This window comes from Streptomyces sp. NPDC056503, from assembly GCF_042794995.1.
Taxonomy (GTDB): Bacteria; Actinomycetota; Actinomycetes; order Streptomycetales; family Streptomycetaceae; genus Streptomyces.
Genome location: NZ_JBHTST010000028.1, coordinates 18981 through 42908, shown reverse-complemented (window position 1 = coordinate 42908; position 23928 = coordinate 18981). Strand labels below are relative to the sequence as shown.

17 protein-coding genes are annotated in these 23928 nt (G+C 75.1%); 7 read left to right on the top strand and 10 right to left on the bottom strand.

Going from position 1 to position 23928, the window contains the following annotated elements:
• Positions 1-149: 149 nt before the first annotated feature.
• Both ACFQ8C_RS11620 and ACFQ8C_RS11615 read right to left on the bottom strand, forming a co-directional pair.
• Positions 150-881 carry a WecB/TagA/CpsF family glycosyltransferase gene (locus ACFQ8C_RS11620; RefSeq protein ID WP_383455044.1) on the bottom strand — a complete coding sequence of 244 codons (732 nt, stop codon included), beginning with the start codon at positions 879-881 and terminating at the stop codon, positions 150-152.
• A gap of 47 nt (positions 882-928) precedes the next feature.
• On the bottom strand, positions 929-1924 hold the full coding sequence (locus tag ACFQ8C_RS11615; RefSeq protein WP_383455042.1) for an NAD-dependent epimerase/dehydratase family protein: 996 nt from the start codon (positions 1922-1924) through the stop codon (positions 929-931).
• A gap of 413 nt (positions 1925-2337) precedes the next feature.
• On the opposite strand from ACFQ8C_RS11615, the gene ACFQ8C_RS11610 reads away from it, so the two are divergent.
• The 3 genes from ACFQ8C_RS11610 (at position 2338) to ACFQ8C_RS11600 (ending at position 11412) form a co-directional block, all read left to right on the top strand.
• Positions 2338-4917 (top strand): S8 family serine peptidase, encoded by a 2580-nt coding sequence (locus ACFQ8C_RS11610; RefSeq protein WP_383455039.1) that lies wholly within the window; start codon positions 2338-2340, stop codon positions 4915-4917.
• Positions 4917-7841 (top strand): FG-GAP repeat domain-containing protein, encoded by a 2925-nt coding sequence (locus ACFQ8C_RS11605; protein WP_383455037.1) that lies wholly within the window; start codon positions 4917-4919, stop codon positions 7839-7841. The genes ACFQ8C_RS11610 and ACFQ8C_RS11605 overlap by 1 nt, the downstream gene beginning before the upstream one ends.
• Before the next feature lie 97 nt (positions 7842-7938).
• The gene (locus tag ACFQ8C_RS11600) at positions 7939-11412 is read left to right on the top strand and encodes an ATP-binding protein (protein WP_383455035.1); all 3474 of its coding nucleotides are present in this window, start codon (positions 7939-7941) and stop codon (positions 11410-11412) included.
• A gap of 27 nt (positions 11413-11439) precedes the next feature.
• On the opposite strand, the gene ACFQ8C_RS11595 is transcribed toward ACFQ8C_RS11600, so the two are convergent.
• Positions 11440-12762: an NAD(P)/FAD-dependent oxidoreductase gene (locus ACFQ8C_RS11595; protein ID WP_383455033.1), complete on the bottom strand. Its 1323-nt coding sequence runs from the start codon at positions 12760-12762 to the stop codon at positions 11440-11442.
• A 174-nt stretch (positions 12763-12936) separates the two neighbouring features.
• On the opposite strand from ACFQ8C_RS11595, the gene ACFQ8C_RS11590 reads away from it, so the two are divergent.
• Complete coding sequence (locus ACFQ8C_RS11590) at positions 12937-13824, top strand: MBL fold metallo-hydrolase (protein WP_383455030.1); 888 nt, start codon at positions 12937-12939, stop codon at positions 13822-13824.
• Between the two features lie 21 nt (positions 13825-13845).
• On the opposite strand, the gene ACFQ8C_RS11585 is transcribed toward ACFQ8C_RS11590, so the two are convergent.
• Positions 13846-16089, bottom strand: a complete 2244-nt coding sequence (locus tag ACFQ8C_RS11585) for an RICIN domain-containing protein (RefSeq protein WP_383455027.1) — start codon at positions 16087-16089, stop codon at positions 13846-13848.
• Between the two features lie 224 nt (positions 16090-16313).
• Here ACFQ8C_RS11585 and ACFQ8C_RS11580 point away from each other — a divergent pair, with 224 nt between their 5' ends.
• Positions 16314-17303: a LacI family DNA-binding transcriptional regulator gene (locus ACFQ8C_RS11580; RefSeq protein ID WP_383455024.1), complete on the top strand. Its 990-nt coding sequence runs from the start codon at positions 16314-16316 to the stop codon at positions 17301-17303.
• 12 nt (positions 17304-17315) lie between these two features.
• Here the strand turns inward: ACFQ8C_RS11580 and ACFQ8C_RS11575 are convergent, their stop codons facing one another.
• From ACFQ8C_RS11575 to ACFQ8C_RS11565, 3 genes are all read right to left on the bottom strand, one after another.
• On the bottom strand, positions 17316-18167 hold the full coding sequence (locus tag ACFQ8C_RS11575) for a YhjD/YihY/BrkB family envelope integrity protein (protein WP_383455022.1): 852 nt from the start codon (positions 18165-18167) through the stop codon (positions 17316-17318).
• Positions 18168-18295: 128 nt separating this feature from the next.
• Entirely contained in the window at positions 18296-19087 is a 792-nt protein-coding gene (locus ACFQ8C_RS11570; RefSeq protein WP_383455020.1) for a DUF4239 domain-containing protein, read from the bottom strand.
• A 150-nt stretch (positions 19088-19237) separates the two neighbouring features.
• The gene (locus ACFQ8C_RS11565; RefSeq protein WP_383455018.1) at positions 19238-20110 is read right to left on the bottom strand and encodes an alpha/beta hydrolase; all 873 of its coding nucleotides are present in this window, start codon (positions 20108-20110) and stop codon (positions 19238-19240) included.
• A gap of 248 nt (positions 20111-20358) precedes the next feature.
• Between ACFQ8C_RS11565 and ACFQ8C_RS11560 the strand changes: the two genes are divergently transcribed.
• Complete coding sequence (locus ACFQ8C_RS11560) at positions 20359-20814, top strand: tellurite resistance TerB family protein (RefSeq protein ID WP_383455016.1); 456 nt, start codon at positions 20359-20361, stop codon at positions 20812-20814.
• A gap of 7 nt (positions 20815-20821) precedes the next feature.
• Here the strand turns inward: ACFQ8C_RS11560 and ACFQ8C_RS11555 are convergent, their stop codons facing one another.
• Together ACFQ8C_RS11555 and ACFQ8C_RS11550 are read right to left on the bottom strand one after the other, a co-directional pair.
• Positions 20822-21763 (bottom strand): M56 family metallopeptidase, encoded by a 942-nt coding sequence (locus ACFQ8C_RS11555; protein ID WP_383455014.1) that lies wholly within the window; start codon positions 21761-21763, stop codon positions 20822-20824.
• A 4-nt stretch (positions 21764-21767) separates the two neighbouring features.
• The gene (locus tag ACFQ8C_RS11550; RefSeq protein WP_383455011.1) at positions 21768-22262 is read right to left on the bottom strand and encodes a BlaI/MecI/CopY family transcriptional regulator; all 495 of its coding nucleotides are present in this window, start codon (positions 22260-22262) and stop codon (positions 21768-21770) included.
• A 152-nt stretch (positions 22263-22414) separates the two neighbouring features.
• On the opposite strand from ACFQ8C_RS11550, the gene ACFQ8C_RS11545 reads away from it, so the two are divergent.
• Positions 22415-22624: a twin-arginine translocase TatA/TatE family subunit gene (locus tag ACFQ8C_RS11545; RefSeq protein ID WP_383455009.1), complete on the top strand. Its 210-nt coding sequence runs from the start codon at positions 22415-22417 to the stop codon at positions 22622-22624.
• A 13-nt stretch (positions 22625-22637) separates the two neighbouring features.
• Here the strand turns inward: ACFQ8C_RS11545 and ACFQ8C_RS11540 are convergent, their stop codons facing one another.
• Positions 22638-23924 carry a DUF1254 domain-containing protein gene (locus ACFQ8C_RS11540; RefSeq protein ID WP_383455006.1) on the bottom strand — a complete coding sequence of 429 codons (1287 nt, stop codon included), beginning with the start codon at positions 23922-23924 and terminating at the stop codon, positions 22638-22640.
• Positions 23925-23928: the final 4 nt, after the last annotated feature.

Sequence of the window (23928 nt, the reverse complement as noted above, 5' to 3'; positions counted from 1 at the left end):
GCCCTGGCCCGCTCGGCGAAGAGCCGGTGCGCGGGGGAGGGCGGCAGCGGGGGGGCCCGGCGGGCGGGGGGGCCCGGGGCACCCCCGGGGTTGGGGGGGGGGGGGTTGGTTCATCGCGCCGCCCGGCATCGCTTCGGCCGCGGCGGTCCTCAGGACATGCCGTCCGCGACCAGCCTCGGTGGCCGCAAGGCCGTACGCACCACATAGGACGGATTGTTCCGGAGATAGCGCCGCCAGAGCCGGCGGGGCTCCTTGAGCAGCCGGTACGACCACTCCAGCCCGCGCTGCCGCATCCAGTCGGGGGCCTGGGGCATGAGACCGGCGTGGAAGTCGAACGCGGCCCCCACTCCGAGCAGCACGGCGGAGTCGAGCCTGTCGCGGTGCTCGGCCATCCACCGCTCCTGCTTCGGGGTGGACAGCCCGACCCAGACCAGATCGGCTCCGCTGTCGTTGATACGGCGTACGACGTCCTCGTCCTCCTCGGCCGTGAGCGGCCTGAAGGGGGGTGAGTGGGATCCGGCGATCTTCAGCCCGGGGAACCGGCGGAGCAAAGCCTGTTCGAGCAGTTCGGGGACGCCCTCCGCACCGCCGTACAGATACGAGGACCAGCCGCGCTCGGCGGCCCGCGCCAGGACGGAGAGCATCAGGTCCGCACCGCGCACCTGGCCCATCCAGGGCGCGCCGGCGCGGTGTCCGGCCCACACCATCGGCATGCCGTCGGGGACGGTGAGGCCCGAGGTGTTGTGGATGCGGCGGAGGGCGGGGTCCCGCTGGGATTCCATGACCCCGTGGACTCCCGTCACGCAGACGTAGGACCGCTCACCGGACTCGATCCAGCGCGCGATCGTCGCGACCGCCGCGTCCGGGTTCACCGCGCTCACCCCCACACCCAGCACGTCGACTCTCGTCGGCCTTTCCGGCCCACCCGTCAGCACTGGTGGGGCCGCCCGTCGAGCTGCGCCTTCACCTGGTCGTACACCCAGCGGTAGGTGGCTTCCAGACCCCGTACGAGCGACGTCTCCGGGGTCCAGCCGAGCTCCTTGGCGATCCGGGTGTTGTCGCTGTTGCGACCGCGCACCCCGAGCGCGCCCGGGACGTGGCGGTGCCGCAGGTCGACGCCGGCGATGCCCTCGACGATCGCGTACAGCTGGTTGATGGACACCAGGTGGTCCGAGCCGATGTTGAGCGGGTCGGTGCACTCGCTGCGGGTGAGCCGCCGGGTGCCGTCGACGCAGTCGTCGATGTAGGTGAAGCTGCGCGTCTGCTCGCCGTCGCCCCAGATCTCCAGCTCGGTGTCTCCGGTGAGCACGGCGAGGGCGACCTTGCGGCAGGCGGCCGCCGGCGCCTTCTCGCGGCCGCCCGTCCAGGTGCCGTGCGGGCCGTAGACGTTGTGGTACCGGGCGGTGCGCGTGGCCATCCCGTAGTCCTCGCGGAAGTGGCGTGCCATGCGCTCGCTGAACAGCTTCTCCCAGCCGTAGCCGTCCTCGGGCATGGCGGGGTAGGCGTCCTCCTCCCGCAGGGGAAGCACGTCGGCGTCGGTCTGCTTGTCGGCGGCGTACACGCACGCGGACGACGAGTAGAAGTAGCGGCCGACGCCCGCGTCCCTGGCGGCGAGCAGCATGTGCGTGCTGGAGAGGACGGAGAGCATGCAGGCGGCCTTGTTGCTCTCGATGAAACCCATACCGCCCATGTCGGCGGCGAGGTGGTAGACCTCGCGGGCACCGCCTTCCAGGACGTCCCTACAGGTGTCGAGCAGGGAGACGTCCCCCTTCACGTTCTCCGCGTCGTCGTGGACCTGGTACCACTCGTGGAGCGGCTTGCGGTCGACGGCCCGCACGCCGTACCCCTCGGCGAGCAGTGCCCGGGTCAGATGCCCTCCGATGAATCCCCCGGCTCCCGTGACCACCGCGTCGATGTGACCCACTCTGTGCTCCTTGGCGTTCGCTGACGAAAGGCTTGAGCTACGGTTACGCACCTTTTCGCCCTTATGACCGCATTGCGGGAGCACGCTGGGCCGAGCCCACCCGGCTGGCGGAGCACCCCCCGGAACCATCCGGGAGGTGGAGCACCCTCTCCGGAGGCACGGGCTCGTTCGCGGGCGTGGACGGCGGGCCCCCCGCTACGCCGGGCAGCTCGCGAGCCGTCCGAGCCGCCGCACCGAGACGACCCGGGACGAGGAACCCGGGGAGGACGCGGGCCCGTCGGGGAGCGGCCGGGGAGACCGACCGCCCGCGACGGCGCCACCACCCGCCGCGCGCTTTCCGGCGGGAGTAATCGCTCGGTAACGGCGGCTTCCTAGGGTTCCGGCATTCCTTACCTTTCCCCGAGGAGTGCCCCATGCCCCCCATCCCCCGAACGCCCCGGCGCAGACGTGCCGTGTGGGCCGCGGCCTCGCTCTCCGCGGCCGCGGCGCTCTTGACCACTCCCCTGCCCGCGGTCGCCGACTCCGTCCGGCCGGGCGCGGCGGCGGCCACCGTCGACTCCGCGCTCGCGACGGCCGTGCGGGACGGCGGCGACGCCTCCTTCTTCGTCGTGCTCAAGGACCGGGCCGAACTGACCGGTGCCAGGAGGCAGACCTCGCACGCGAAGGCGGCCACGACCGCGTTCCAGGCGCTGAAGGACACCGCGAAGGAGAGCCAGCGGTCGCTCGGCGCCTTCCTCGACAAGAGGAAGGTCGGACACCGGGACTACTGGATCGCCAACGCCGTCCAGGTCACCGGCGGCCGGGACCTCGTCGACGCGCTCGCCCGGCGTGACGACGTCGAGCGGCTGGTCATGGCGCGGACGTACCGGCTCGACGACGTCGAGACGGCCGGCGGCGAGGTCACCTCCTCGCGCGCGGCCGCTTCCGGCACCGACTCCGGTGCCACCGGCGACGCCACCCCCGAGTGGGGCGTGAAGGACATCAGGGCCGATGAGGTCTGGTCGCAGTACGAGAACCGCGGCGAGGGCATCGTCATCGCCAACGTCGACTCGGGCGTGCAGTACGACCACCCCGACCTCGTCGCCAACTACCGCGGCAACAACGGCGACGGCACCTTCACCCACGACTACAACTTCTACGACCCGTCCGGGACGTGCGCCACGAGCACCACCCCCTGCGACAACAACGGCCACGGCACCCACACCATGGGCACGATGGCCGGCAAGAACGGCATCGGCGTCGCGCCGAACGCGAAGTGGATCGCCGCCAAGGGCTGCGAGGCGGCCCAGTGCTCGGACGAGAACCTGCTCGCGGCCGGCCAGTGGATCCTCGCCCCGACGGACCACGACGGGCTGAACCCGCGCCCGGACCTCGCCCCGAACATCGTCAACAACTCCTGGGGCGGCGGCGACACGACGTTCTACCAGGACATCGTCGAGGCGTGGAACGCGGCCGGCATCTTCGAGGCGTTCGCGGCCGGGAACGACGGCGACGGCGCCACCTGTTCCACGGCGCACGCGCCCGGTTCGCAGGCCCCCGCCTACGGTGTCGGCGCGTACGACGCCGGCGGGAGGATCGCCTCCTTCTCCGGCTTCGGCCCGTCCCTCGTCGACGGCTCGACGAAGCCGAACATCTCCGCTCCGGGCGTGAACGTCGTCTCCGCGTGGCCCGGTTCGCAGTACAAGGCCAGCAACGGCACGTCGATGGCGACGCCGCACGTCGCCGGCGCCGTCGCGCTGCTGTGGTCCTCCGCTCCGTCGCTGATCGGCGACATCGACGCCACCCGCCGGCTCCTGAACGAGGGCGCGACCGACGTCGACGACACGCACTGCGGCGGCACCCCCGGCATGAACAACGTGTGGGGCGAGGGCAGGCTCGACATCCTCGCGAGCGTCGACAAGGCCCCGCACACCGCCGTCACCGTCAGCGGCAAGGTGACCGACGCGACCACCGGCGCCCCGCTCCAGGACATCGCGATCGAGGCCGGCAACGACGTCGTCGGCACCCGCACCGTCCACACCGGCTCCGACGGCGGCTACCGCCTGGCGTTCGCCCCGGGCACGTACGACTTCACGCTGACCGGCTACGGCTACGCGACGAGGACCGTCACCGGCGTCGAGCTGACCGGCGGGCAGCCGCTGGCCCAGGACGTCGCGCTCGCCCCGCTGCCGGCCCACGCCGTCACCGGCACCGTCCTCGACGTCACCGGCAAGCCCCTCGCCGGTGCGACCGTCCAGGTCGCCGGGACCCCGGTCGGCCGGGTCGTCTCCGGCTCCGACGGCACGTTCACGCTGCCGGCCGTCGCCGAGGGCACGTACCCGCTGACCGTGACGCCCACCGCGCCCGTCCTGTGCAACGGCGGGTCCACGACGAGCCTGACCGTCGACGGCGCCGAGACCCGCACCGTCCGCCTCCCGGCCCGCACCGACGCCTCCGGCAACAGCTGCGCCCCGGCCGCGTACTCCTGGATCCCCGGCTCCGCCAAGGTCGCGCTCAGCGGTGACGAGGACGCGAAGACGATCGCGCTGCCGTTCCCGGTGACGCTGTACGGCGTCCCGTACACCAGCGCCGCCGTCACCACGAACGGACTCGTCGAGTTCCTCGAACCGCGCATCGGCGACTACGCCAACGAGGAGCTGCCGACGGCCGGGAAGCCGAACGGCGTCGTCGCCCCGCTCTGGGACGACCTGACCCTCGACAAGAAGTCGAGCGTGCAGACCGCCACCACCGGCACCGCCGGCGGCCGCAGGTTCGCCGTCGTCTGGAACGACGTCCTCTTCGCGGACGGCAGCGGCGCCCGCGCCACCTTCGAGGCGGTCTTCGACGAGGCCACCGGCTCGATCACCTTCCAGTACCGGTCCGTCCCGGGCAACGGTTCCTCCGCCACCGTCGGCATCGAGAACCAGGCCGGCACGGACGCCCTCCAGTACTCGTACGACCAGTCCGTCCTGACGGCCGGTTCGGCGATCCGCATCGCGCAGGGAGCCAAGTGATGAGAACCCCCACCGCCCGGCGGGCCCTGACGCTCGCCTCCGCCCTGGTCGCGGCGGGACTCGCCCTGACCTCGGCGCCGCACGCGCTGGCCGCCGACGAGGCGGGCACCGCGACGATGACGCTGACGAGCGACGAGGCCCGGACCCTCGCCGACCACGTGAACGTCGACGTGTACGGCGACGACCTGTCCGCCCCGACGGACGAGCCGCCCACCGAGGCCGCGGGCGGCGGAGCCACGGAGACCGAAGCCGCGGGCAGCGGGGCCACGACCTCCGACGCCGCCGCCCCCGTCACCTTCACCGCCAAGTCCACGCTGGAGGGCGTGCGCGGGATCGCCGCCACCGTCCCGGCCGGCTCCGACGGCAGCTACTTCACCGTGCACAGCCTCGGCAACGTCCAGCTGCACAAGGCCGACGGCTCCACCGTCTGGGCGCGCACCAACACCTCCTGGTACGCGGACTGGCAGGTCAAGCCCCTGCGGGTGTGGCAGGCCGAGCCGTACCCGGCGCGGATCCTGATGGGCTACAACGCCGTCGCCCCGTACGCGCCGTACTCCGACCAGGGCCACGACACCGCCGACCTGACCGGGGACGGCACGCCGGACCTCGTCTTCTCGGCGAGCGTCGGCGCGAACCCCTACCGGCCGATCGCCTCGCCGGGCTCGTCCCTGCCGACCGGCACGTTCGTGACGGTCGTCGACGGGAAGACCGGCAGGACGCTCTGGTCGAAGCTGTACGCGTACGCCTCCCTGGTCAAGGTCGTCGACGGCACCCTGCTGATCGCCGACTCCCCGCGCCTGAACCAGAACGCGCCGGCCGCGCGGACGGCCACCCTCACCGGCATCCGCTTCGGGTACGCCGACGGCACCCTGACCCCGGCCACGACCTGGACGTACGACACCGGCACGGCCGAGGCCGCCACCTGGGGCGCCCTGGAGTCCGTCGGCGGCGGCAGGGTCGCCGCGGTCTGGGACCTGCGCAAGACCGCCACCACCGGCTCGCGCGGGCGCACCCTCGTCCTGGACACCGCCGACGGCTCGGTCGTCTGGCAGACGGACAGCGCCCTCTACGGCCGCCAGCTGCGCCTCGACGCCTCCCGTGACCGGGTCGTCGCCCTGGAGCAGGCGGACACCTCGGACGCGGTGGCGTACGAGCTCGCCGCCTACGACCTGGCGGACGGGAGGCGCACCACCCTCGACACCCGCGTCAACGTCCTGCCCACCGCCCTGACCGTCGGTGACGCGGCGAAGGGCGGCGGCGCCGAGTACGCGGTGAGCGAGTCGTCGCTCACGTCGTCGCTCCTCGTGAACTCCAGCACGATCCGCGTCCTGGACGGCGCGGACGGCTCCACCGTCCGCTGGTCGCACACGACCAAGCGCGCCGCCGACAACTCCCACGACGGCCCCAGCACCTGGAGCCTCACCGCCACCGGCGGCACGCTCCTCGCCACGGCCCAGGACGACCGGGACATGGGCTCCGCGCTCAACATCGGCGGACTGCGCTACGGCTCGCTGACGGCCTTCACCAGCGGCGGCAAGGTCAAGTGGCGACGCGACGGCCTCGAAGCCTCCCCCCTGCACCAGCAGGTGTACGGCTCCGGCGGCGGCCGGGTCCGCGTCGTCGACCAGAAGCAGAACATCCGCGAGTACTCCCTGGGCAACGGCGCCCTGAAGCGCCTGACGCCCATACAAGGCGAGCTGAACGCCGGCCAGGCCGCCGACCTCGACGGCGACGGCTCGAAGGACGTCGTCGTCGGCGGCACCTCGCACGGCGTGTGGGCCTACTCCGGCACCTCGCTGGTCACGGGCGAGCCGAGGAAGCTGTGGCAGGCCACCGTCCCCGGCGAGGTGCACACCGTCGCGACCGGCGACGTGAACGGCGACGGCAGGACCGACGTGGTCGTCGCCGCCGACACCGCCACCGCCGTCCTCGACGGGGCCACCGGCAAGGTCCTCACCACCATCGACGGCGGCGGCGCGTACGTCCGCACGGTCACCGTCGCCGACGTGGACGGCGACGGGAAGGACGAGATCCTCGTCCCGACCGACGCCCTGCGCGTCTACGACGCGAGCGGCACGCGGCTGTGGTCGTACGCCGCTCCGGCGGACGCCGGCGAGGTCGTCTTCTCCGACACGGTGGTCTCCGAAGGACGGGTGCACACCCAGTACAGCTCCCTGAACGCGCTCGGCGCCTCCGACCCGACCGTCGACGGGGTGGCCCTCGACGGCAAGGGCCGCGTCCTGTGGACCGCGTCCCCCGTGGCCCCGGCCCGCGCCGCGGACGGCAAGCTGCACGGCGCGGTCCTGGTCAACGGCGTCTTCGCCTCCCCGAAGATCCCGTACGCGGACGGACACGCGGTCGTCCACACCTGGATCATCAAGGCCGACCCGACCACGGCCGGCGACCTCGACACCGCCACGCCGCGCGTCGTGACCGAGATCCGGGACGGGCGCACCGGCGAGGTGCTGCACCAGTTCGTCGGCGGCAGCCCCTGGTCGCACGGCAACTACTTCATCGACGGCCAGGGCGACCCGCTGTACCAGCTGAGCTTCGGCGTCCTCAACGGCTTCGCCGCCGGCGGCACGGAGACGCGCAGCTCGGTGACCGCGCCCCTGCGGACCGTGCAGTTCGTCAACGGCCCGGGCGGGCGGCGTCTGCTGGCCGGTGGCACCGAGGCGGGTCTGGCCGCGTACGACCCGGCGGTCCTGACCACCGGGTGGTCGTTCCAGTCCTCCCTCGGCGGCGCGACCCTCATGGGCGGCCGGAACTACCTGGCCGCCGACCTCGACGGCGACGGGACCGACGAGATGGTGTCGCTGAACTTCGACGACTTCGGTGTCGACCGGATGGCGGAGCAGCTCGGCGGCGGGGTGCTGTCCCTCAACAACGGCATCCACCAGATGACGACGTTCACCCTGTCCTGACCCCCGGCGCGGACCGACACGTACCCCCCGGGCCCCGCCCGGGGGGTACGCGGCCGTGGTGACCTCGACAGACCGCCCGGTTAGAGTGTCGCCCCTCATGAACGTGGCACGACAGGACGACGACGTCCGGCAGAACGACGACGGCACACCCCCGCTGCTGCGCCTGCGCCTCTTCGGAGGCTTCCACGCGGAACGGGACGGCGGCCCCGCCCTGCCCGGACGCTGGCCCCGCCCCAGCGCCCGGACCCTCGTGAAACTGCTCGCCGTCGCGCCCGGTCACAGCCTCCACCGCGGGCAGGTGCAGGAGATCTGCTGGCCGAACGCGTCTCCGCAGGCGGCCGTCGGCAGCCTGCGGGTCGCCCTCCACGCCGCCCGGCACGCCCTGGAACCGGAGCTCGCGCCGCGCGCCGCGTCCTCCTACCTCGTCTCCGACGGAACGTTGCTCCGGCTCGACCCGCGGCGGGTGTGGATCGACGCGGACGAGGCCGAGGCCCTCTCCGCCGCGGCCCTCTCCGCCGCGGCCCCGGCCGCCGGCGCGCTCGTGGGGGACGCGCTCGCGGCGGCGCTCGCCGCGTTCGGCGGCGAGCTGCTCCCCGAGGACCGGTACGCCCCCTGGGCCGAGCAGCGCCGCGCCGAACTCGGCGCGTTGCGGCTGCGCGTCCTCCTCGCCCTCGCCGAGCGCGGACTGGCCGACGGGGCGTACGGGGAGGCGGCCGACGCGGCCCGCCAGGTCCTCGCCGACGCGCCCGCCGAGGAGCACGCCCACCGGCTGCTCATGGCGACCCTCCTGGAACAGGGGCTCCGCGCCCAGGCGGTGCGCCAGTACGAGCACTGCCGTGACGCCCTCGCCGAGGAACTCGGCATCGCCCCCGGGCCGGAGACCGAACGCCTGCGCCGCCTCGCGCTCCAGGCACCGTCGGGCACCCCCGTCCGCCCGACGGCCGTCGTCCCCGGGGCGGCCCTGCCCTCCGCGGTGGGGGCGGCCACGAGCGGCACGCTGCACGGGCGCGAGGAGCTGCTGCGCTCGGTCGTGACCGCCACCGACCGCCCGGTGGTCCTGCTCAGCGGCGAGGCCGGGATCGGCAAGACCCGGCTCGCCGCCCAGGCCGCCAGGCACCTCGCCGAGTCGGGCGCGGCCCTGCTGTGGGGCTCGGCCCACGCCGCCGAGGGGCACACGCCGTACGGCCCGTTCGTCGAGGCGCTGGACGGCTGGCTCACCCGTCGTCCGCCGGCCGACCGGACCCGGATCGGGAGCCTCTGCCCGGAGCTCGTCACCCTCCTGCCCTCGCTCCGGCAGGGGGCGGGCGGCGCCGCTCCGGGGCTTCCCGGCGCGGCGGGAGACGGTTCGTCCGGCGAACGGGCCCGTCTCTTCCAGGGGGTGGAGCGTCTGCTGAGGGAGATCGGCCGGACCGGAGGCGTCGGCGGGGTCGTGGTCGTCCTGGACGACCTGCACGCCGCGGACGTCGGTACGCACCACCTCCTGGCCCGGCTGGCCCGGCGGTTCGCGGAGACCGGCGACGGGGCCTCCTGCCGCTTCCTCGTGACCTTCCGCGACGACGAGCCCCTCCCCGAGGCCGACCTGCTGCGCGTGGCCGAGCTGGTCCGCGCCGGTCTCGCCACCCGTGTCGCCGTGCCCCGCCTGAGCCGGCGGGACGCCCTCGCCCTGGCCCGCGAGGCGCGGCCGTCGCCGGGGCCGGCGGCCGACGAGGGGGAGCTCGACCGGGTGTGGCGGCTCTCGCTCGGCAATCCGCTGTTCACCGTCGAGCTCGCCCGCGCGGGCGCGGCCGGGCGGGACCGGGTCCGGGGCCGGGACGGCGCGGGGGGCGGCGCTCCCGAGGGCGTCCGCCAGCTGGTGGCCCAGCGGCTGCTGCGGCTCGAACCCCCGGCCCGGCGCATGGCCGAGATCGTCGCCACCGCCGGAGGGACCGCCCCGCTCGCCGAGGTCCTCGACGTCGCCCGCGACGGGCTCCACCCGCCGATGCCGAGGGCGGAGGCGACCGCGGCCCTCGAAGCGGCGGTGTCCGCCGCCCTCCTGTCGGAGCATCAGGTGGGCGTCGGCGGCCGGAGCGTCACCGGGCTCGCCTTCCGGCATCCGCTGCTCCGGCTGACCTGTTACGAGCTCCTCCCCCGGCTGCGTTCCCTCGGCCTGCACGCGGCCTGGGCGGAGGCCCTGCTGCGGCACCGGCCCCACGACGTGGACGCGCTGGCCCGGCACCTGCTGCGCGCGGAGGACCCCCGGGCGGTGGACTACCTGCGCCGGGCGGCGGAGCGCGCGGCGGCCCTGTACGCCAACGAGGAGGCGGACGAGTACTACCGCCGGCTGACGCCCCTCGTCGAGGCCGACCCGGTCCGGGCGGCCGGCGTGGGCATGGACCACGCCGGTCTGCTGCACCGGATGTCCCGCTACGGGGACGCGGCCGGCGTCCTGCGCGCGGCGCTCGCCGCGGCGGACCGGGCCGGGGACGCGGACACCGCCGTGACCGTCACGGCCCGGCTCGCCGAGGCGCTGAACCGCGCGGGCCGGCGGAAGGAGGCCCTGCGGGCGCTCGACGCCCGGCGCCCGGGCCCGGTGACCTCCGCGGACGCGGTGGCCGCGCACCGGCTGGCCTCCTCCGTCATCGACTTCGTCGAGGGACGGCACACCGAGGCCGTGGCGGCGGCCGCCGCGTCCGCGGACGCCGCCACGGGCCTGCCCGGCCGAGCGGGCGCACGGGCCCTCGCCCGGGCGCTGTCGCAGCAGGCCTCCGCGCTCGGGCTGGCCGGGCGGCTGCGCGAGGCACAGGCCGTCGCCGAGGAGGCGCTGCCGCACGCGGTCACGGCGGGGGACGCCTCGGTGGAGGCCGTGGTGCTCTCGATCCTGCGCGAGAACGCCCGCCGGACGGGACGGCTGGCCGACGCGGTCGCGTACGGGGAACGCGCCGCGGCCCTCGCCGACCGGGTCGGCAGCCCGGAGGCGAGCTCCTTCGAGCGCGCCAACCTGGCGGAGCTGCACCTGCTCCTCGGCCGTGACGCCGAGGCGGGGAGCCTCGCCGCGGAGGCGGAGCGGACCGCCCGCGACCAGGCGCCCCGGACCCTCCCCTACGCCCTCACCGCGCTGGCCCGCACCCGGATGCCGTGGAATCCGGCGATGGCGGGCGCGCTCCTCTCCCGCGCGGAGGAATGCGCCGGGCGGTCCGGGGACCGGCAGGCCCTCGACGAGGTGCGGCTCGCGTCGGTCGAACTCGCGCTGCGCACCGGCCGGCCGGAGGACGCGCTCGTCCTCCTCGGCGACGACACGACGACCGCCCGCGCCGTCTGCCTGCGCGGCTGGGCCCTGATCCGTACCGGCCGCCACGCGGAGGCCGTCGCGCTCCTGGAGCGGGAGCCGGGGCGGGCCGAGCGGACGGGTCAGCACCTCCTCGTCGTGGAGGCGGCCACGGTGCTCGCCCTCGCCCTGGGCCTCTCCGGCATGCGGGAACGGGCGGACGCGCTCCTCGCCGAGGCGCGGGAGAGGGCCGGGGCCCTCCCGTACCCGACGGGCCTCGCCCGGGTCCGGACCGCCCGGGCGGAGCTGCTCGCCGCGCGTCGCTGAACGCCCCGGCGCGGGCCGGGGCGGCCGTCAGCCGGGCGATCCGGCCGGTCGGGCCGGTCTGCCGGCGGGTGAGAAGCGGTGCCGGAGGTTGACGGCCGCCGCCTTGGCCACGGCCACCGGGTTGAGGAAGCCGAGCGGGCCGATCAGCCGGGAGGCGAAGAGGTACATGTGGCGGGCGGCCCCCTCGTCCCGGGCGGCGGCCGCGAACATCAGGCGCTCCACGGGGTTGAAGGGGCGGGACCGGGCGAAGTCGGCGGCCAGCTGCTGGTGGGGGCGGAGGCGGCGGCGGTGGGTGCGGGCGTAGGCGGCGAGGGAGCGGTCGAGGTCGCCGCGGCCGGCCGCGGCGGGGGCCACGGCACCGGCCAGCCAGTGCGCGGTCTGGAGCGCCCAGCCGCAGCCGACGCCCCACAGGGGGTCGCCGGTCAGGGCGGCGTCGCCGACGAGGGCGATGCCGGGGGCGGTGGGTTCCCGGGTGAGCAGCGGGTAGTCGACGGTGCCGATGATCTTCGAGACGCGTTCGGCGGAGTCGATGGGCGGCGCCTCGGGCAGGGCGCGGACGAAGGCCTCGAAGCTGCCCTCCAGGTCCTCGCGGAAGGCGGGGAGGTGCTTCTTGTCGGGGAGGACGGCGAGGACCGTGACGCCGTCGTCGTTGGGGAACGAGTAGGCCATGTCGGGTTCGAGGAACCAGGCCTGGCCGACGCCGCCGGGCAGCGGGAGGTTCCGGTAGTGGGCGAGGTAGCCGAAGCGGGCGTTCTCGTGCCGCCGGACGGGGATCCCGGCGTACCCGGCGACGGCCGAGTCCTTGCCGTCGGCGCCGACCACCAGCCGGGCGCGCAGCTCCCGTTCGCCGCCGCCGGGGGTCGTGACCCGTACGCCGGCGGTCCGCCCGCCCTCCTGGAGCAGCCCGGTCACCTTGTGCCCGAGGAGCAGCTCCACGCCGGGGGTCCGCGCCGCGTGGGACCTGATGAGCGGGTCGAGGGTGGAGCGGCGGACGTTGTACGCGTACGGGAGCTCCGGTCCGCCGGGCGCCGCCTTCGGTTCGATCCAGCCCCAGCGGGTGTACCAGCGGGCCTCGTTGCGTACGGCTCCGGCCTTCTCCAGGGCCGGGACGAGGCCCAGCTCGTCGAGGACCGGGTAGGCGCAGGCGGTGATGGCGTGGGTGCAGAGCACCTTGTACGCCTCGGGGTCCGAGCGGCGCTCCAGCAGGGCGACGCGGACCCCGCGCCGTGCGAGCAGGATCGCCGCGGCGCAGCCGGCGAGGCTGGCGCCCGCGATGACGACGTCGTAGCGGTCGGCGGTGCGGGTGTCGTCCGGCTGTGGTCCGGACGCCGTGGTCTCGGGCTCGGTCATGCGTCGATCCCCCCTGGGTGTGTGAACACCCCACTCCTGTCAGGGACATGACCTTCATGTCAAGGGGTCGGCTCGACAGGGCACGAGGATGGCGGTAGGGCTCGTGTCCGGACGGCGGTCGCACCGGGGCGGCGGTCAGGACGGCATCACGACGGCATCACGACGGAGGAAGAGATGCGGGAGGAATACGGCGCGGTCGGCGTGCTCGTCGGACCGGGGCGGAGCGCGTACCCCTACGCGAGCACGCTCCATGTGCGCGGGACGGCCGAGCGGCTGGTCGTCGACCCGTCGCTGGCGCTGGCCGGCGGCGGGCCCCCGGCGGACCTCGTGCTGGTCAGCCACGCCCATGAGGACCACATCGCGGGCCTGGGCGGCTACGACGTGCCGGTCCACGTCCACGAGGGCGACCTCGGGGCCCTGCGCTCCCGGGAGGTCATGCTGGCGGGGCTCGGCCTGCCGCCGGAGGCGGCCGCCGAGACGGACCGGATGCTCCGCGACGACTTCCACGTGCGGGGGCGGCCGGACGCGCGGGGCTTCGAGGACGGGACCGTCTTCGACCTCGGGGGCCGGACGGTGACGGTGGTGCACCTGCCGGGACACACGCCGGGCCACTGCGGCTTCCTCGTCGAGCCGGACGGCTTCCTGTTCGTCGCCGACATCGACCTGACCTCCTTCGGGCCCCACTACGGCGACCTCGCCGGCAGCCTGGCCGACTTCGAGGCCTCGGTCCGGCGCTGCCGCGGGATCGAGGCGCGCTGGTACGGCACCTCCCACCAGAAGGGGGTGATCGAGGGCGCCGGGGAGTTCCGGCGCCGTCTCGACGTCTTCTGGGAGGTCACGGCGCGCCGGGAGGCCACGCTCCTCGACCACCTGCGGGAGCCGAGGACGGTGGAGGAGATCGTCGACCACCGCCTCGTCTACCGCCCGCACGTCGAGGGCCCCCACGTCCGTCCGGTGGAACGCCGGACGGCGGTGCAGCACCTGGCCCGCCTCGCGGCGGGCGGCCTGGTCACCGAGGTGGAACCGGGCCGCTTCCGCGCGGTGCCGGGGGCGGCGGGCTGACCCCGGGGCCGGGTCCCCCCGTCAGCCGATCGTCCAGCGCTGGCGGGCGCTCCCGGTGTCCGGCTGCTGGGTGACCCGGGATCCGTTGGCCGCGGACGCGGTGGTCAGGAGGAGGCCGCTGCGGACGGAGGCGAGGGTGGAGGAGCCGTCGGGAAGCGTGGTGAGGGTCCAGCGCTGGTTGGCGCCGCCGTGGCAGGTCCACTGGACGACCCGGGCCCCGGCGGCGGTGGAACCGCCCTCGACGTCGGCGCACTTGCCGGAGGAGACGTTGCGCAGCTCGTAGCCGCCGTCGGTCTGCCGGGTGAGCGTCCACTTCTGGTTGGCGCCGCCGTTCGGGGTCCAGGTCACGAGCCCGGTGCCGTCGGCCGTGCCGCTGTCGGGGTTGTCGAGGGCCTTGCCTCCGGTGGTGAGGGTGACGGTCCGGGGGGCGTCGCCGACCGGGGTGAGGGTGAGGGTCTGCTCGGCCGCCGTGCGGCCGCCGCCGACCGGGGTGCCGCTGGTGTCGGTCCAGCTGCGGGCGGGGGTGGTCTCGGCCGGGCGGGTGGGGGCGGCGGAGAGTCCGAGGACGAGACCGCTGTGGCGGTTGACCAGCTTGACGGTGCCGCTGGGGGTGTTGTCCGCCGCGGAGGCGCCGCGGATGACGAACCAGTCCTGTCCGGTGCCGGAGGCGGCCGCCGTGACCGTGGGCCTCGTGCCCCACGCGCGCGTGGCGGCGCCGTCGGAGGCGACGCCGAGCAGACCGCCGGTGGCGGCGTTGGCGATGCGGTAGGAGCCGTCGCCCTTCGCGGTGAAGGTCCAGCTCTCCAGCGCCGAGCCGGTGGCCGCCGCCGTGGACGTGGTGGCGGAGCCGCCGGACACCTGGGCGAGGACGCGGCCGCCCGCGGCGGCGATCCGGTAGGCGCGGCCGGACTCGACGGGCGCCGCGGGCTCGTTCGTACCGATGCTCAGGTTGACGTACTCGCCACTGGCGCCGCCGGAGCAGCCGAAGGAGCAGTAGGCGCGGAAGTCCTTGCCGACGATCCCGGAGCCGGTCCTGCCGGCGCTGTCGAGGAACCAGCGGTACCAGGACGCGGTCCGGTAGGAGCCGGTGTCACCGAGCCTGGACCACTTCTGGGTGGTCAGGTCGGCGGTGGCGTACAGCTCCTGCGGGGCGTTGCCGCTCTGGTCGACGGCCTGCGGCTCGCCGATGTAGAGCCCGAGGTAGGCGTTGTAGGTGATGTCCATGACGAAGAGCGGGGAGGTCGCGGGCGTCAGGCCGGCGGCGACCTGCTGGGCCACGGAGCCGCTGTTCGCCGGGTCGTACTCCTCGGCCTTCGGCACGTAGCCGGTGGCGCTGCCCGCGCCGACCGGGACCATGGTGGACTCCCGGCCGCCGACGCCGGGCTGGGTCCAGGCGCCGTCGTACCACTTGCGCCAGGAGCCGGGCGCCATCTTCCCGGAGATCGGGGCGCGGGCGACGTGCCCGTAGAACGCGGCCCAGCCGCCGCCCTTGTTGACGATGCGCGAGCCGTAGAAGACGTAGAAGTAGCCGGAGGCGGTGTCCACGAAGAGCCGGGGGTCGCCGGTGCCGTAGTGGTAGGTCTGCTGCGGGAAGGCGGCGGTGTCGCCGCGCTCCGTGCTGTACGGCGAGGTGATGACGTGGTCCCCGACCGTCCACGTCCGGCCCTGGTCCCTGGAGACGGCGTAGTCGATGCCGTCGTAGTGGATGCCGTCGGCGAAGGGCTGCGGGGTGAACTCGTTGTGGACGAGGCCGTACCAGTCGCCGGTGTCCGGGTCGACCCACATGCCGGTCAGGTCGCAGTAGTTGCGGTGGGCGTAGCCGCTGCCGGCCGGGGCCGGGGTGGACTCCACGCCGGTGGGGCTGTTGTTGCAGCGCCAGGTGGTGTCGTCGTTGCGGTCGGCGGGGTTCGCCGGGTTCACCGCGTCGCTGATCTCGGCGGAGCGGTTGGCGGAGTCGAAGTCGGTGCCGGTGTAGAAGGTCCACTTGCGGGGGTCGTTCGCCCCGTAGAGGGCGTGGGCCTGCTGGTAGTAGAAGGTGCCGTCCTTGTCGATGTACGGACTGGCGGGGGTGTCGTCGGGCCGGTTCCACGTGCCCTTGGCGCCGACGGTGACGGTGTAGGTGGCGGTGGACCCCGCGGTGGTGGCGGTGGTGGTGGCGGCGGTGGTCGTGGCCGCCGGGGCGGTGGCCGCGAGGGCCGTGCCGCCGGTCACGGCGAGGGCCGCCGCGACGAGCGCGCTCACGAATCTGCTGCGCGGAAGGTGCACGAGTACTCCCTGGGGTGGAGGAGCCGGGCCGCTGGTGGCACGGACCCTAGAGCGCATTTGACCGGTAAAACAAGAGGCGCGACTCCGCCGGATCCCGTGCCGCGCAAGGGAGTTGACCGCCACGACGGCCTCCGGGGCCCGGTCGCCGACGCCTTGACCGCAGGTGGGGGCCCGGTTACGTTGCGAGCCGGGCGGGAGCGGCGGGCGGGTACGACGGGGGCGTCATGGTCACCATGCAGGACGTGGCGGAGCGGGCCGGCGTCACCAAGCAGACCGTCTCGAACGTCGTCACCGGGCGCGTGGCGGTGCGCCCGGCCACGGAGGCGCGCGTCCGCGCCGCGATCGCCGAGCTCGGCTACGTACCGAACCTGGTGGCCCGTTCCCTCGCCACCGGCAGCAGCCGCACCGTCGGGCTCTTCGTGCCGACCGTCTCGGCGCCGTTCTACGCGGACGTGGTCGAGGAGGTCGAGGACGCCCTGGAGGAGCGGGGGTACCGGCTGCTGTTGTGCACCACCCGCCTCGACGGGGAGCGGGCCCGGCGCCATCTGGCCGCGCTCGCCAGCCGGTCCGTCGACGCCCTCCTGATCGCCGGGGACCAGGACCTGACCGGCCATCTGCCGCTGCTCGCGGACGCCCGCTTCCCGGTGGTGCTGTGCGCCTGGGAGGCCGCGCTGCCGGAGGGCTTCCCGGTCGTCACGGTCGACTACGAGCACGGCGGCCACCTCGCGGGCCGGCACCTGCGGGCGCTCGGGCACGAGCGGGCGCTGGTGCTCGCCAGCCCCGCCCACACCGTCCGCACCGCCGGTTTCCGGCGGGCCTTCCGCGAGGACGGCGTCGAGCTGCCCGAGGACGCCGTGCGGACGGCCGCGGAGCCCACCTTCCGGGGCGGCCTGGTGGCGGCGCTCGACGCCCTGCGGGCCCACCCGGACGCCACGGCCCTCTTCGCCACCCACGACGTCCTCGCGGTCGCCGCCGTGGAGGCCGCCCGGTCGCTCGGCCGGACCGTCCCCGACGACCTCTCCGTCGTCGCCCACGACGACACCCCCGCGGGCCTGCTCTCCGGCACGGCCCTCACCAGCGTCACCCTGCCCAAGCGCGCCATGGCCCGTCAGGCCGTCGACCTCGCCCTCGCCCCCGGCCCCCACGGCTCCGCCGCTCCCCGGCTCCTCCTCCCCTCCCTCACGCCCGGCGACAGCACCGCGCCGGCGCCGTGACCGGTCGGCGCGTCAGACGGCGTCCGGCCACCGGATCCGGTCGGTGCCGAGCCGGCGGGCGAGCGCGGGTTCGCGGGCGAGCACGGCCCCGATGGTGAAGGCGAAGGTCAGCGAGGCGCAGACGACGATCAGCCAGGACAGCAGGGTGAGGACCAGGCCGAGGGAGCCGTACTCGGCGAGGGCCCGGTTGAGCGCGCCGGGCATGTAGAAGCGGGCGGTGATGCCGAGGACGGTGGAGGCGGCGCCCCCGAGGACGGCGCCGGGGAGCAGCGGCAGCCAGGGCACCCGCTTGGCGAGCAGCAGGTGCTGGGTCCAGAGCCAGACACCGGTGCTGAGCAGGAAGAAGAGCGGCAGGCCGAGCCAGGCGCCGGCGCCGAAGCCGTCCCTGATGGGGGCCTGGAGGAAGACCACGAGGACGAGGGCGAGCAGCCAGACGGCCCACCGCCAGGCCGCGATCCGGGTGCCGGACTTGGGCAGGCCCCAGGCCCGTTCGCAGACGCGGGACATGGCACGGCTGAAGCTGGTGGCGGAGACGAGGGCGATCAGGGCGCCCAGGACGCCGGTGGTCTCCCGTACGCCGTCGGGGGCGGACCGGTCGAAGACCTGCTGGAGCTCCTGGTCGGCCGCTCCGGTGAGGCCGAACATGGCGCGCAGCGACTCGCGGAGCTGGTCGCGCACCGGGGCGGGGGCGAAGGCGGCGAGCGCGAAGAGCAGCGGGATGGCGGCGAGGAAGGCCTGGGCGGCGAGGCGGGTGCCGGAGTCGAGGAGCCGACCGCTGACGAGTCGTTCGGTGAGTTCGGTCAGGACCGGGAAGCGCCGCTCGGCTCCGGCGCGGAGTTCCTCCATCCGCGTCTTCCAGGACATCGCGCCTCCCGCCCCGCCTCGCCGGCCTCCCCCGCCGCGGGCGGAGGGCCCGCCGCCCGCGCGGACGCTCCCCGCCATGAGACGCCGGGTCCGGCCTCCCGGCCACCCGGCGGCGCCCGGACGGGTGCTCACCGCTCCCAGTAGCGGGAGAGCGCGCCTTCCTTGTACGGGGCGGGGCTGACGCTCAGCTCGCCGGCGAAGGGCCGGTCCAGGACCAGCACGAGCAGCAGGCTGAAGCCGATGAGCGCGGCGACCGAGGCGACGAAGAGCACCTGGATCCGCAGCCGCCGCATCCCGTAGAGGAAGGTCAGCGGGACGAGGACGAGCGCGCCGCCGAAGGCGAGGACCTGGAGCAGCGGCGGGAGCTCCTGCTCGGCCATCGTGATCCGGGCGCGGCGCTGGGCGGCGACGTCGTTGAGGTGGGCGACGGCCTCCTCGTAGAAGACCTCCTCGCGCGGGGTCTTCGGGTCGTACGCCTGGAGCACGTCGAAGGCGGCGACGAGGCTGCGCTCGGTGGCGCCGTACTGCGGCCGGCCCTCGCGCATCAGCGGCCACTGCTTCTCCACGACGGCGTGGACGTAGTCGCTCAGGGCGGCGTCGAGCCCGGCGCGGACGGGGGGCGGGAAGGCGGCGGCGTCCCGGGCGATGAGGGCGACGTCGGTGGCCTCGGCGGCGACGATCGTCTGGGTGCTCTCCAGCTGGGTCCAGAGGGTGACGATCACGAAGGCGAGGATGATCCCGTAGATCGCGCCGAACATCCCGAGGGTCACGCCGACCATGTCGTTGTGCTCCCCCTGGGCGAGCGACGGATGGCGGCGGCGGAGCAGCACGCTGCCCGTGACGGCGAACGCGACGGTCCCGCCGACGAGGACGACGGCGAGCGAGAAGGAGCTGAGGTGGTTGAGCAGCCAGAGCGACATGGGCGCGGAGTCTAGGCACCGGGCACACCCGTCCCGCACCACCTCACCGGCGCACGCCCCCGGCGCACACGGACAGTGCACACCATCGAGTGACGCCGCCGAACGGCCCGGTGACCGCCGTGGGAGGTACGGCGGTCACCGGGCGCCGGGTCAGACGAGCCGGGCGAGGAGGTCGGCGAAGAGCTCGGGCCGGCTCACGTACCCGACGTGCGAGGTGGGCAGGGTGTGCACGTCGAAGGGGTGGTCGGGGGTGAGTTCGTCCGCCTTGCGGATCATGTGGTCCTGGACGGCCGGGGTGAGGCCGCGGTCGGCGGAGAGGCGGACGTAGGTGTGGGGGACCCGGCGCCACGCCTCGGGCCGGACCAGCGCGGCCGGTTCCAGGACCCCGTGGTTCTCGTCCGCGTCGAGCGAGTCGAGGAAGTGCCGGAAGAGGGGGTCGGGGGCGTCGGCCATGATGGCGGCCTTGAGCGCCGCGAAGATCTCGGGGTCGGTGTGCGCGCGGCGCCAGTCGAGGCGGACGACCCCGGGGTCGCGGCCGGGCGCGTCGTACGGGACGGCGATCCGGGCGGCCGCCGCGTCGAGCAGGTTGTCGTCGGCGACGTCCCACGGCTCGGTGAGCATGGCGGGGTCGGCGAGGCAGAGCGCCGAGAGGTAGACGACCCGCTGGACGAGGTCCGGGGCGGCGTTGACCACGGCGGTGAGGGTGAGGCCGCCGAGGCTGTTGCCCGCGAGGACGACCGGGCCGTGGTCGGCGAGCCGCCGCAGCACGCCGACGACGTGGTCGACGTTGTCGGCGAGGGTGACGCCCTGCATCGGGGAGGCGTCGTGGGCCAGGGCGGTGCGGTCCTCGGTCTGCCGGTGGTAGGCAGCGGGTCCGGTGGCCCGGTCGCCGTGGCCGGGCAGGTCGACGGCGTACGAGCGGTGGCCGCGCAGGGCCAGTTCGTTCCGGAGCGGGGTCCAGGCACGGGCGTTGCTGGAACCGCCGTGCACGAACACGAACGTGGGGCGCTGGTCTGAGCGCATGGGAGGAATCCTCGTCATCCTGAGGCGAAACGGTGGACGCGTGGACCTCGGGACCGGCGGGCGCGACGGCGCGCCCGAGGAGCCGGACCGTGGTCAGCGCGCGGAACGGAGCCGGTTCGCCGTGAAGTTCGGGATGACGGAGCACATGCGACCGACCCTACCCCCTGCCCCCCTTTCCGCCCAGGGGTTTTCGGACTGGTAACTTCTACAGCGCTGTAGAAGTTCGACCGAGGGAGAGTGAGCCGACGATGGCGCTGTGGGACCGGATCAAGGAGTCCGCCTCGACCATGCAGACCCAGCTGACCGCGCGGAAGAACGAGCTGACCAGCGGGGCCTTCCGGGACGCCAGCATGGCGATGTGCGCGCTGGTCGCCGCGGCCGACGGCAGCGTGGACCCGTCGGAGCGGCGGCGCGTGGCCCAGCTGATCGCCGCCAACGAGGTGCTGCGGAACTTCGACGCGGCCGACCTCCAGCAGCGCTTCGACGCCCAGCTCGACCGGCTCGCCGCCGACTTCGACTTCGGGAAGGTCGCCGTCCTCCAGGAGATCGCGAAGGCGGGGAAGAAGCCGGCCGAGGCGCGGGCCGTCGTCCAGATCGGCATCGTCATCGGCGGCGCCGACGGCCACTTCGACCCCGCCGAGCGCGGTGTCGTCCGGGAGGCGTGCTTCGCCCTCGGCCTGCCCCCGCGGGAGTTCGACCTCTGACCCGCCCTCAGAGCGGGGTCGCCGCCTTGAGGATCGCGTAGAGCGTCACCGCCGAGTTGGCCGAGGAGAGCGCCGAGACGGCCACGCCGACCACGGCGCCCCACACGGCGAGCCCGACCGCGGTGAAGACCGGCGGCCAGGCGCGCGGGGCCGGCGGCGGTCCGAGGAGCGCGGCCACCCGGCGCGGCACGGGACCGGCGACGGCGAAGGCCGGCAGGGTCGCGGGTCCCGCGCCGCCGGAGGCCAGGGCCGCCCGCCCGATGGCCCGCGCCACCACGCGCCGGCTGCCGACCCGTACCGCCGCCTCCTCGTCCGCCCACCGCTCGGCGGAGTAGGTGACGGCCGTACGCAGCGGGCGCAGGAACGGGTTGGCCGCCGCGGCGAGCCGGGCCACGAGCAGCAGCCGGTCGTGCCGCCCCGTCAGATGCGCCCGCTCGTGGGCGAAGAGAGCCCGCCGCTCGGCCGGGCCCAGCAGGGCGAGCATGCCCCGGCTGACCACGATCCGCCCCCGGGAGCGGCGCGGTACGGCCGGGAGGGCGTACGCGTACGGCCGCGGGTCCGGCAGGACCGCGACCGGGGTCCGCGGCAGCCCGGCGAGCGCGCGGGCGGCCCGCCGGCGCACGCCGCGGTGGCGCAGCAGCACCCGTCCGCAGACGGCGACCAGTACGAGGAGCGCCGGGATCGCCGCCCGGCCCGCGATCTCGTCGTAGGGCAGCGCGGCCCGCACCTCCGGGTCCGACCACGCGTCGGGGAGCGGGTTGCCGGGCAGCTGGGCGGTGCCCACGACCATGAGGAGGGCGAGGCAGAGGGTGCTGGAGACGGCGAGCACGGCGGCGACCGCCGTGAGCAGCCGGGTCGCGGCGCGCGGGTGGAGGTGGTGCTCGGCCAGGCGCGCGACGGGCCACGCGGTCAGCGGCAGCACGAGCGGCAGGAAGACGAAGACGCCCACGGGATCAGCCCTCCCCCGTCGGCGCGTCGCCCTCCGCCGGCCCGTCGTCCGCCGCCGGGCCGCCTCCCCCTGCCGGCTCCCCTTCCCCTGCCGCCCCCTCTTCCCCGGCGTGGGCCAGCAGCTCCCTCAGGAGCCGCTCGTCGTCGGCGGGGAGGGTGGTGACGAAGCGGGTGAGGACGGCCTGCCGGTCGCCCTCGCCGTCGAGCAGCCGGCGCATGCGGAGGGCGGCGAGCCCGGCCTCGTCGGCGACGGCGGTCCACTCGAAGGAGCGGCCTGCGCGCTCGCGGGCCACGGCCCCCTTGGCGTGGAGGCGGGTGAGGATGGTGATGACGGTGGTGTACGCGAGCCCTCCGCCGAGCCGCTCCCGCACCCGGCCCGCGGTGACCGGCCCCCCGGCGGCCCGCACCGCCGCGAGGACCTGCGCCTCCAGTTCCCCCTGGCCGCGCCGGCGCGCGGACCCGGCGCCGGGCTCCGCCCCCTCGGCGTCCCGCTTCTTCATCCGTCGTCCGCCTTCCCGTTCCCGGCCGCTCGTCCGGGCCACCCGGGTGCCGTTCATCGTTCGGGGGGCGACCCTACCCGGTTCTTCTACGCCCCTGTAGATTGACGCGGGTCAGGACCCCCCGTCCCGTCCCCCGCCAGGAGTGTCACCCCATGTTCGGTCTGAGCGAGATCGCGATCCTGCTGATCGTCGTCGCCCTGGTGGTCGGCGCGCGGAAGCTGCCGGAGCTGGCCCGCAACGCCGGCAAGGCGTCCCGGATCCTCAAGGCCGAGGCCCGGGAGATGAAGGCCGACGACGGTCGCCGGGAGCCGGCGGCCACCTACACGGTCAGGGAGACGCCGGCCGCCGCCGAGGAGCGCTGAGCCGGGGCTCCCCTCAGTCGCCCCCGCCGTCGTCGACGACCAGCGGGGGCGGCGTCCAGCGGCCGTCGAGGACCGAGGGGTCCGGCCCGTACAGGCGGAGGTCGAGGGCGAACGGACCGGCCGGGGCGGGCAGCCAGTTGGCCGCGCGCTTGGGGTCGGCGGGACGCCGGTGCGCGACGTACAGGGTGAGTCCGCCGTCGTCGTCGTAGAGGACCCCGGGCGTGCGGTCGCCGATCGCGCGGCGGCCGGGCCCGCCGTCGGCGCGGGGCCGGCCGGACGGCGGGCGGAGGGTGGCCGCCCAGAGGAAGCGGGCGGGCGGGAGCAGCCCCGGGGCGAACCGGATCGCGTACGCGTACCGGGCGCCGTCCGGCGGGCCGCCGCCGTCCGGGTCCCGCTCCCAGCCGCCGTGCCAGACCTCGGCCCCCGGGAGCTCGTACCACCCCTCGTGGGCGTCGAGCGCGCGGCGCGACGGGTCGGCGCCCGGCTCGGCGCGGGTGCCGTGGAGCCGCCGGGGACGGCTCGTCGCGGCGGCCTCGGCGAGCCGGGCCCTGCCGTCGGCGACGCCCGCTTCGAGGGCGGCCCGGAGACCGGGGGCGAGCGCGGCCGGCTCGAACGCGCCGCCGCCGTCCACGCCGAGGGCGGCCAGCCGGTCGCGCAGGTCCCGGTCGGAGTCGAGGACGGGGACGAAGCGGAGGAGGAAGTCGAGGACGGCGAGGAACGCGACGGTGTCGGTCTCCTCCTCCCGCCACACCGGCCAGAGCGGCTCCTCCGCCGGGTGCGGGGCGGCGGTGTCGGTGAAGTCGGAGAGCGGGCGGAGCCGGTACCGCTCCCTGGCCTCGCGCAGGGCCGGCAGGTCCTCGGGTCCGGCGAGGTGGGTGCGGCCGACGACGCCGACGAGGTGGGTGGCGGCGTGCAGGACGCCGTCGATCCCGCCGGGGACGGCGCCCGTCCAGCCGGGCCCCGCGATCAGGTAGTCGCCGGCCTCCGGGCCGGTGGCGCGGGAGCCGACGGATCCGACGAGGACGGTGTCGAGGTCGTGCACGGCCAGCACGTAGTAGCGGTCGGTCGCGGGGACGGACACCACCCAGGGCTCGGCCCGCAGATCGAGCCAGGCCCGGGAGCGCGGGGTGTCGGGCGGCTCCGCGGAGTGCCGGAAACGACCGAGGCCTCCGGCGCCGTCCGGGGCGACCGCCTGGGCGTACAGGGTCCGGTAGTGCACCAGGAGGGGGTACCCCCAGATCCAGGCCTCGGCGGCGGTCCGCCGCGCCTCCTCGCCCGTCGGCACCGTGCGCACGCCCATGCCC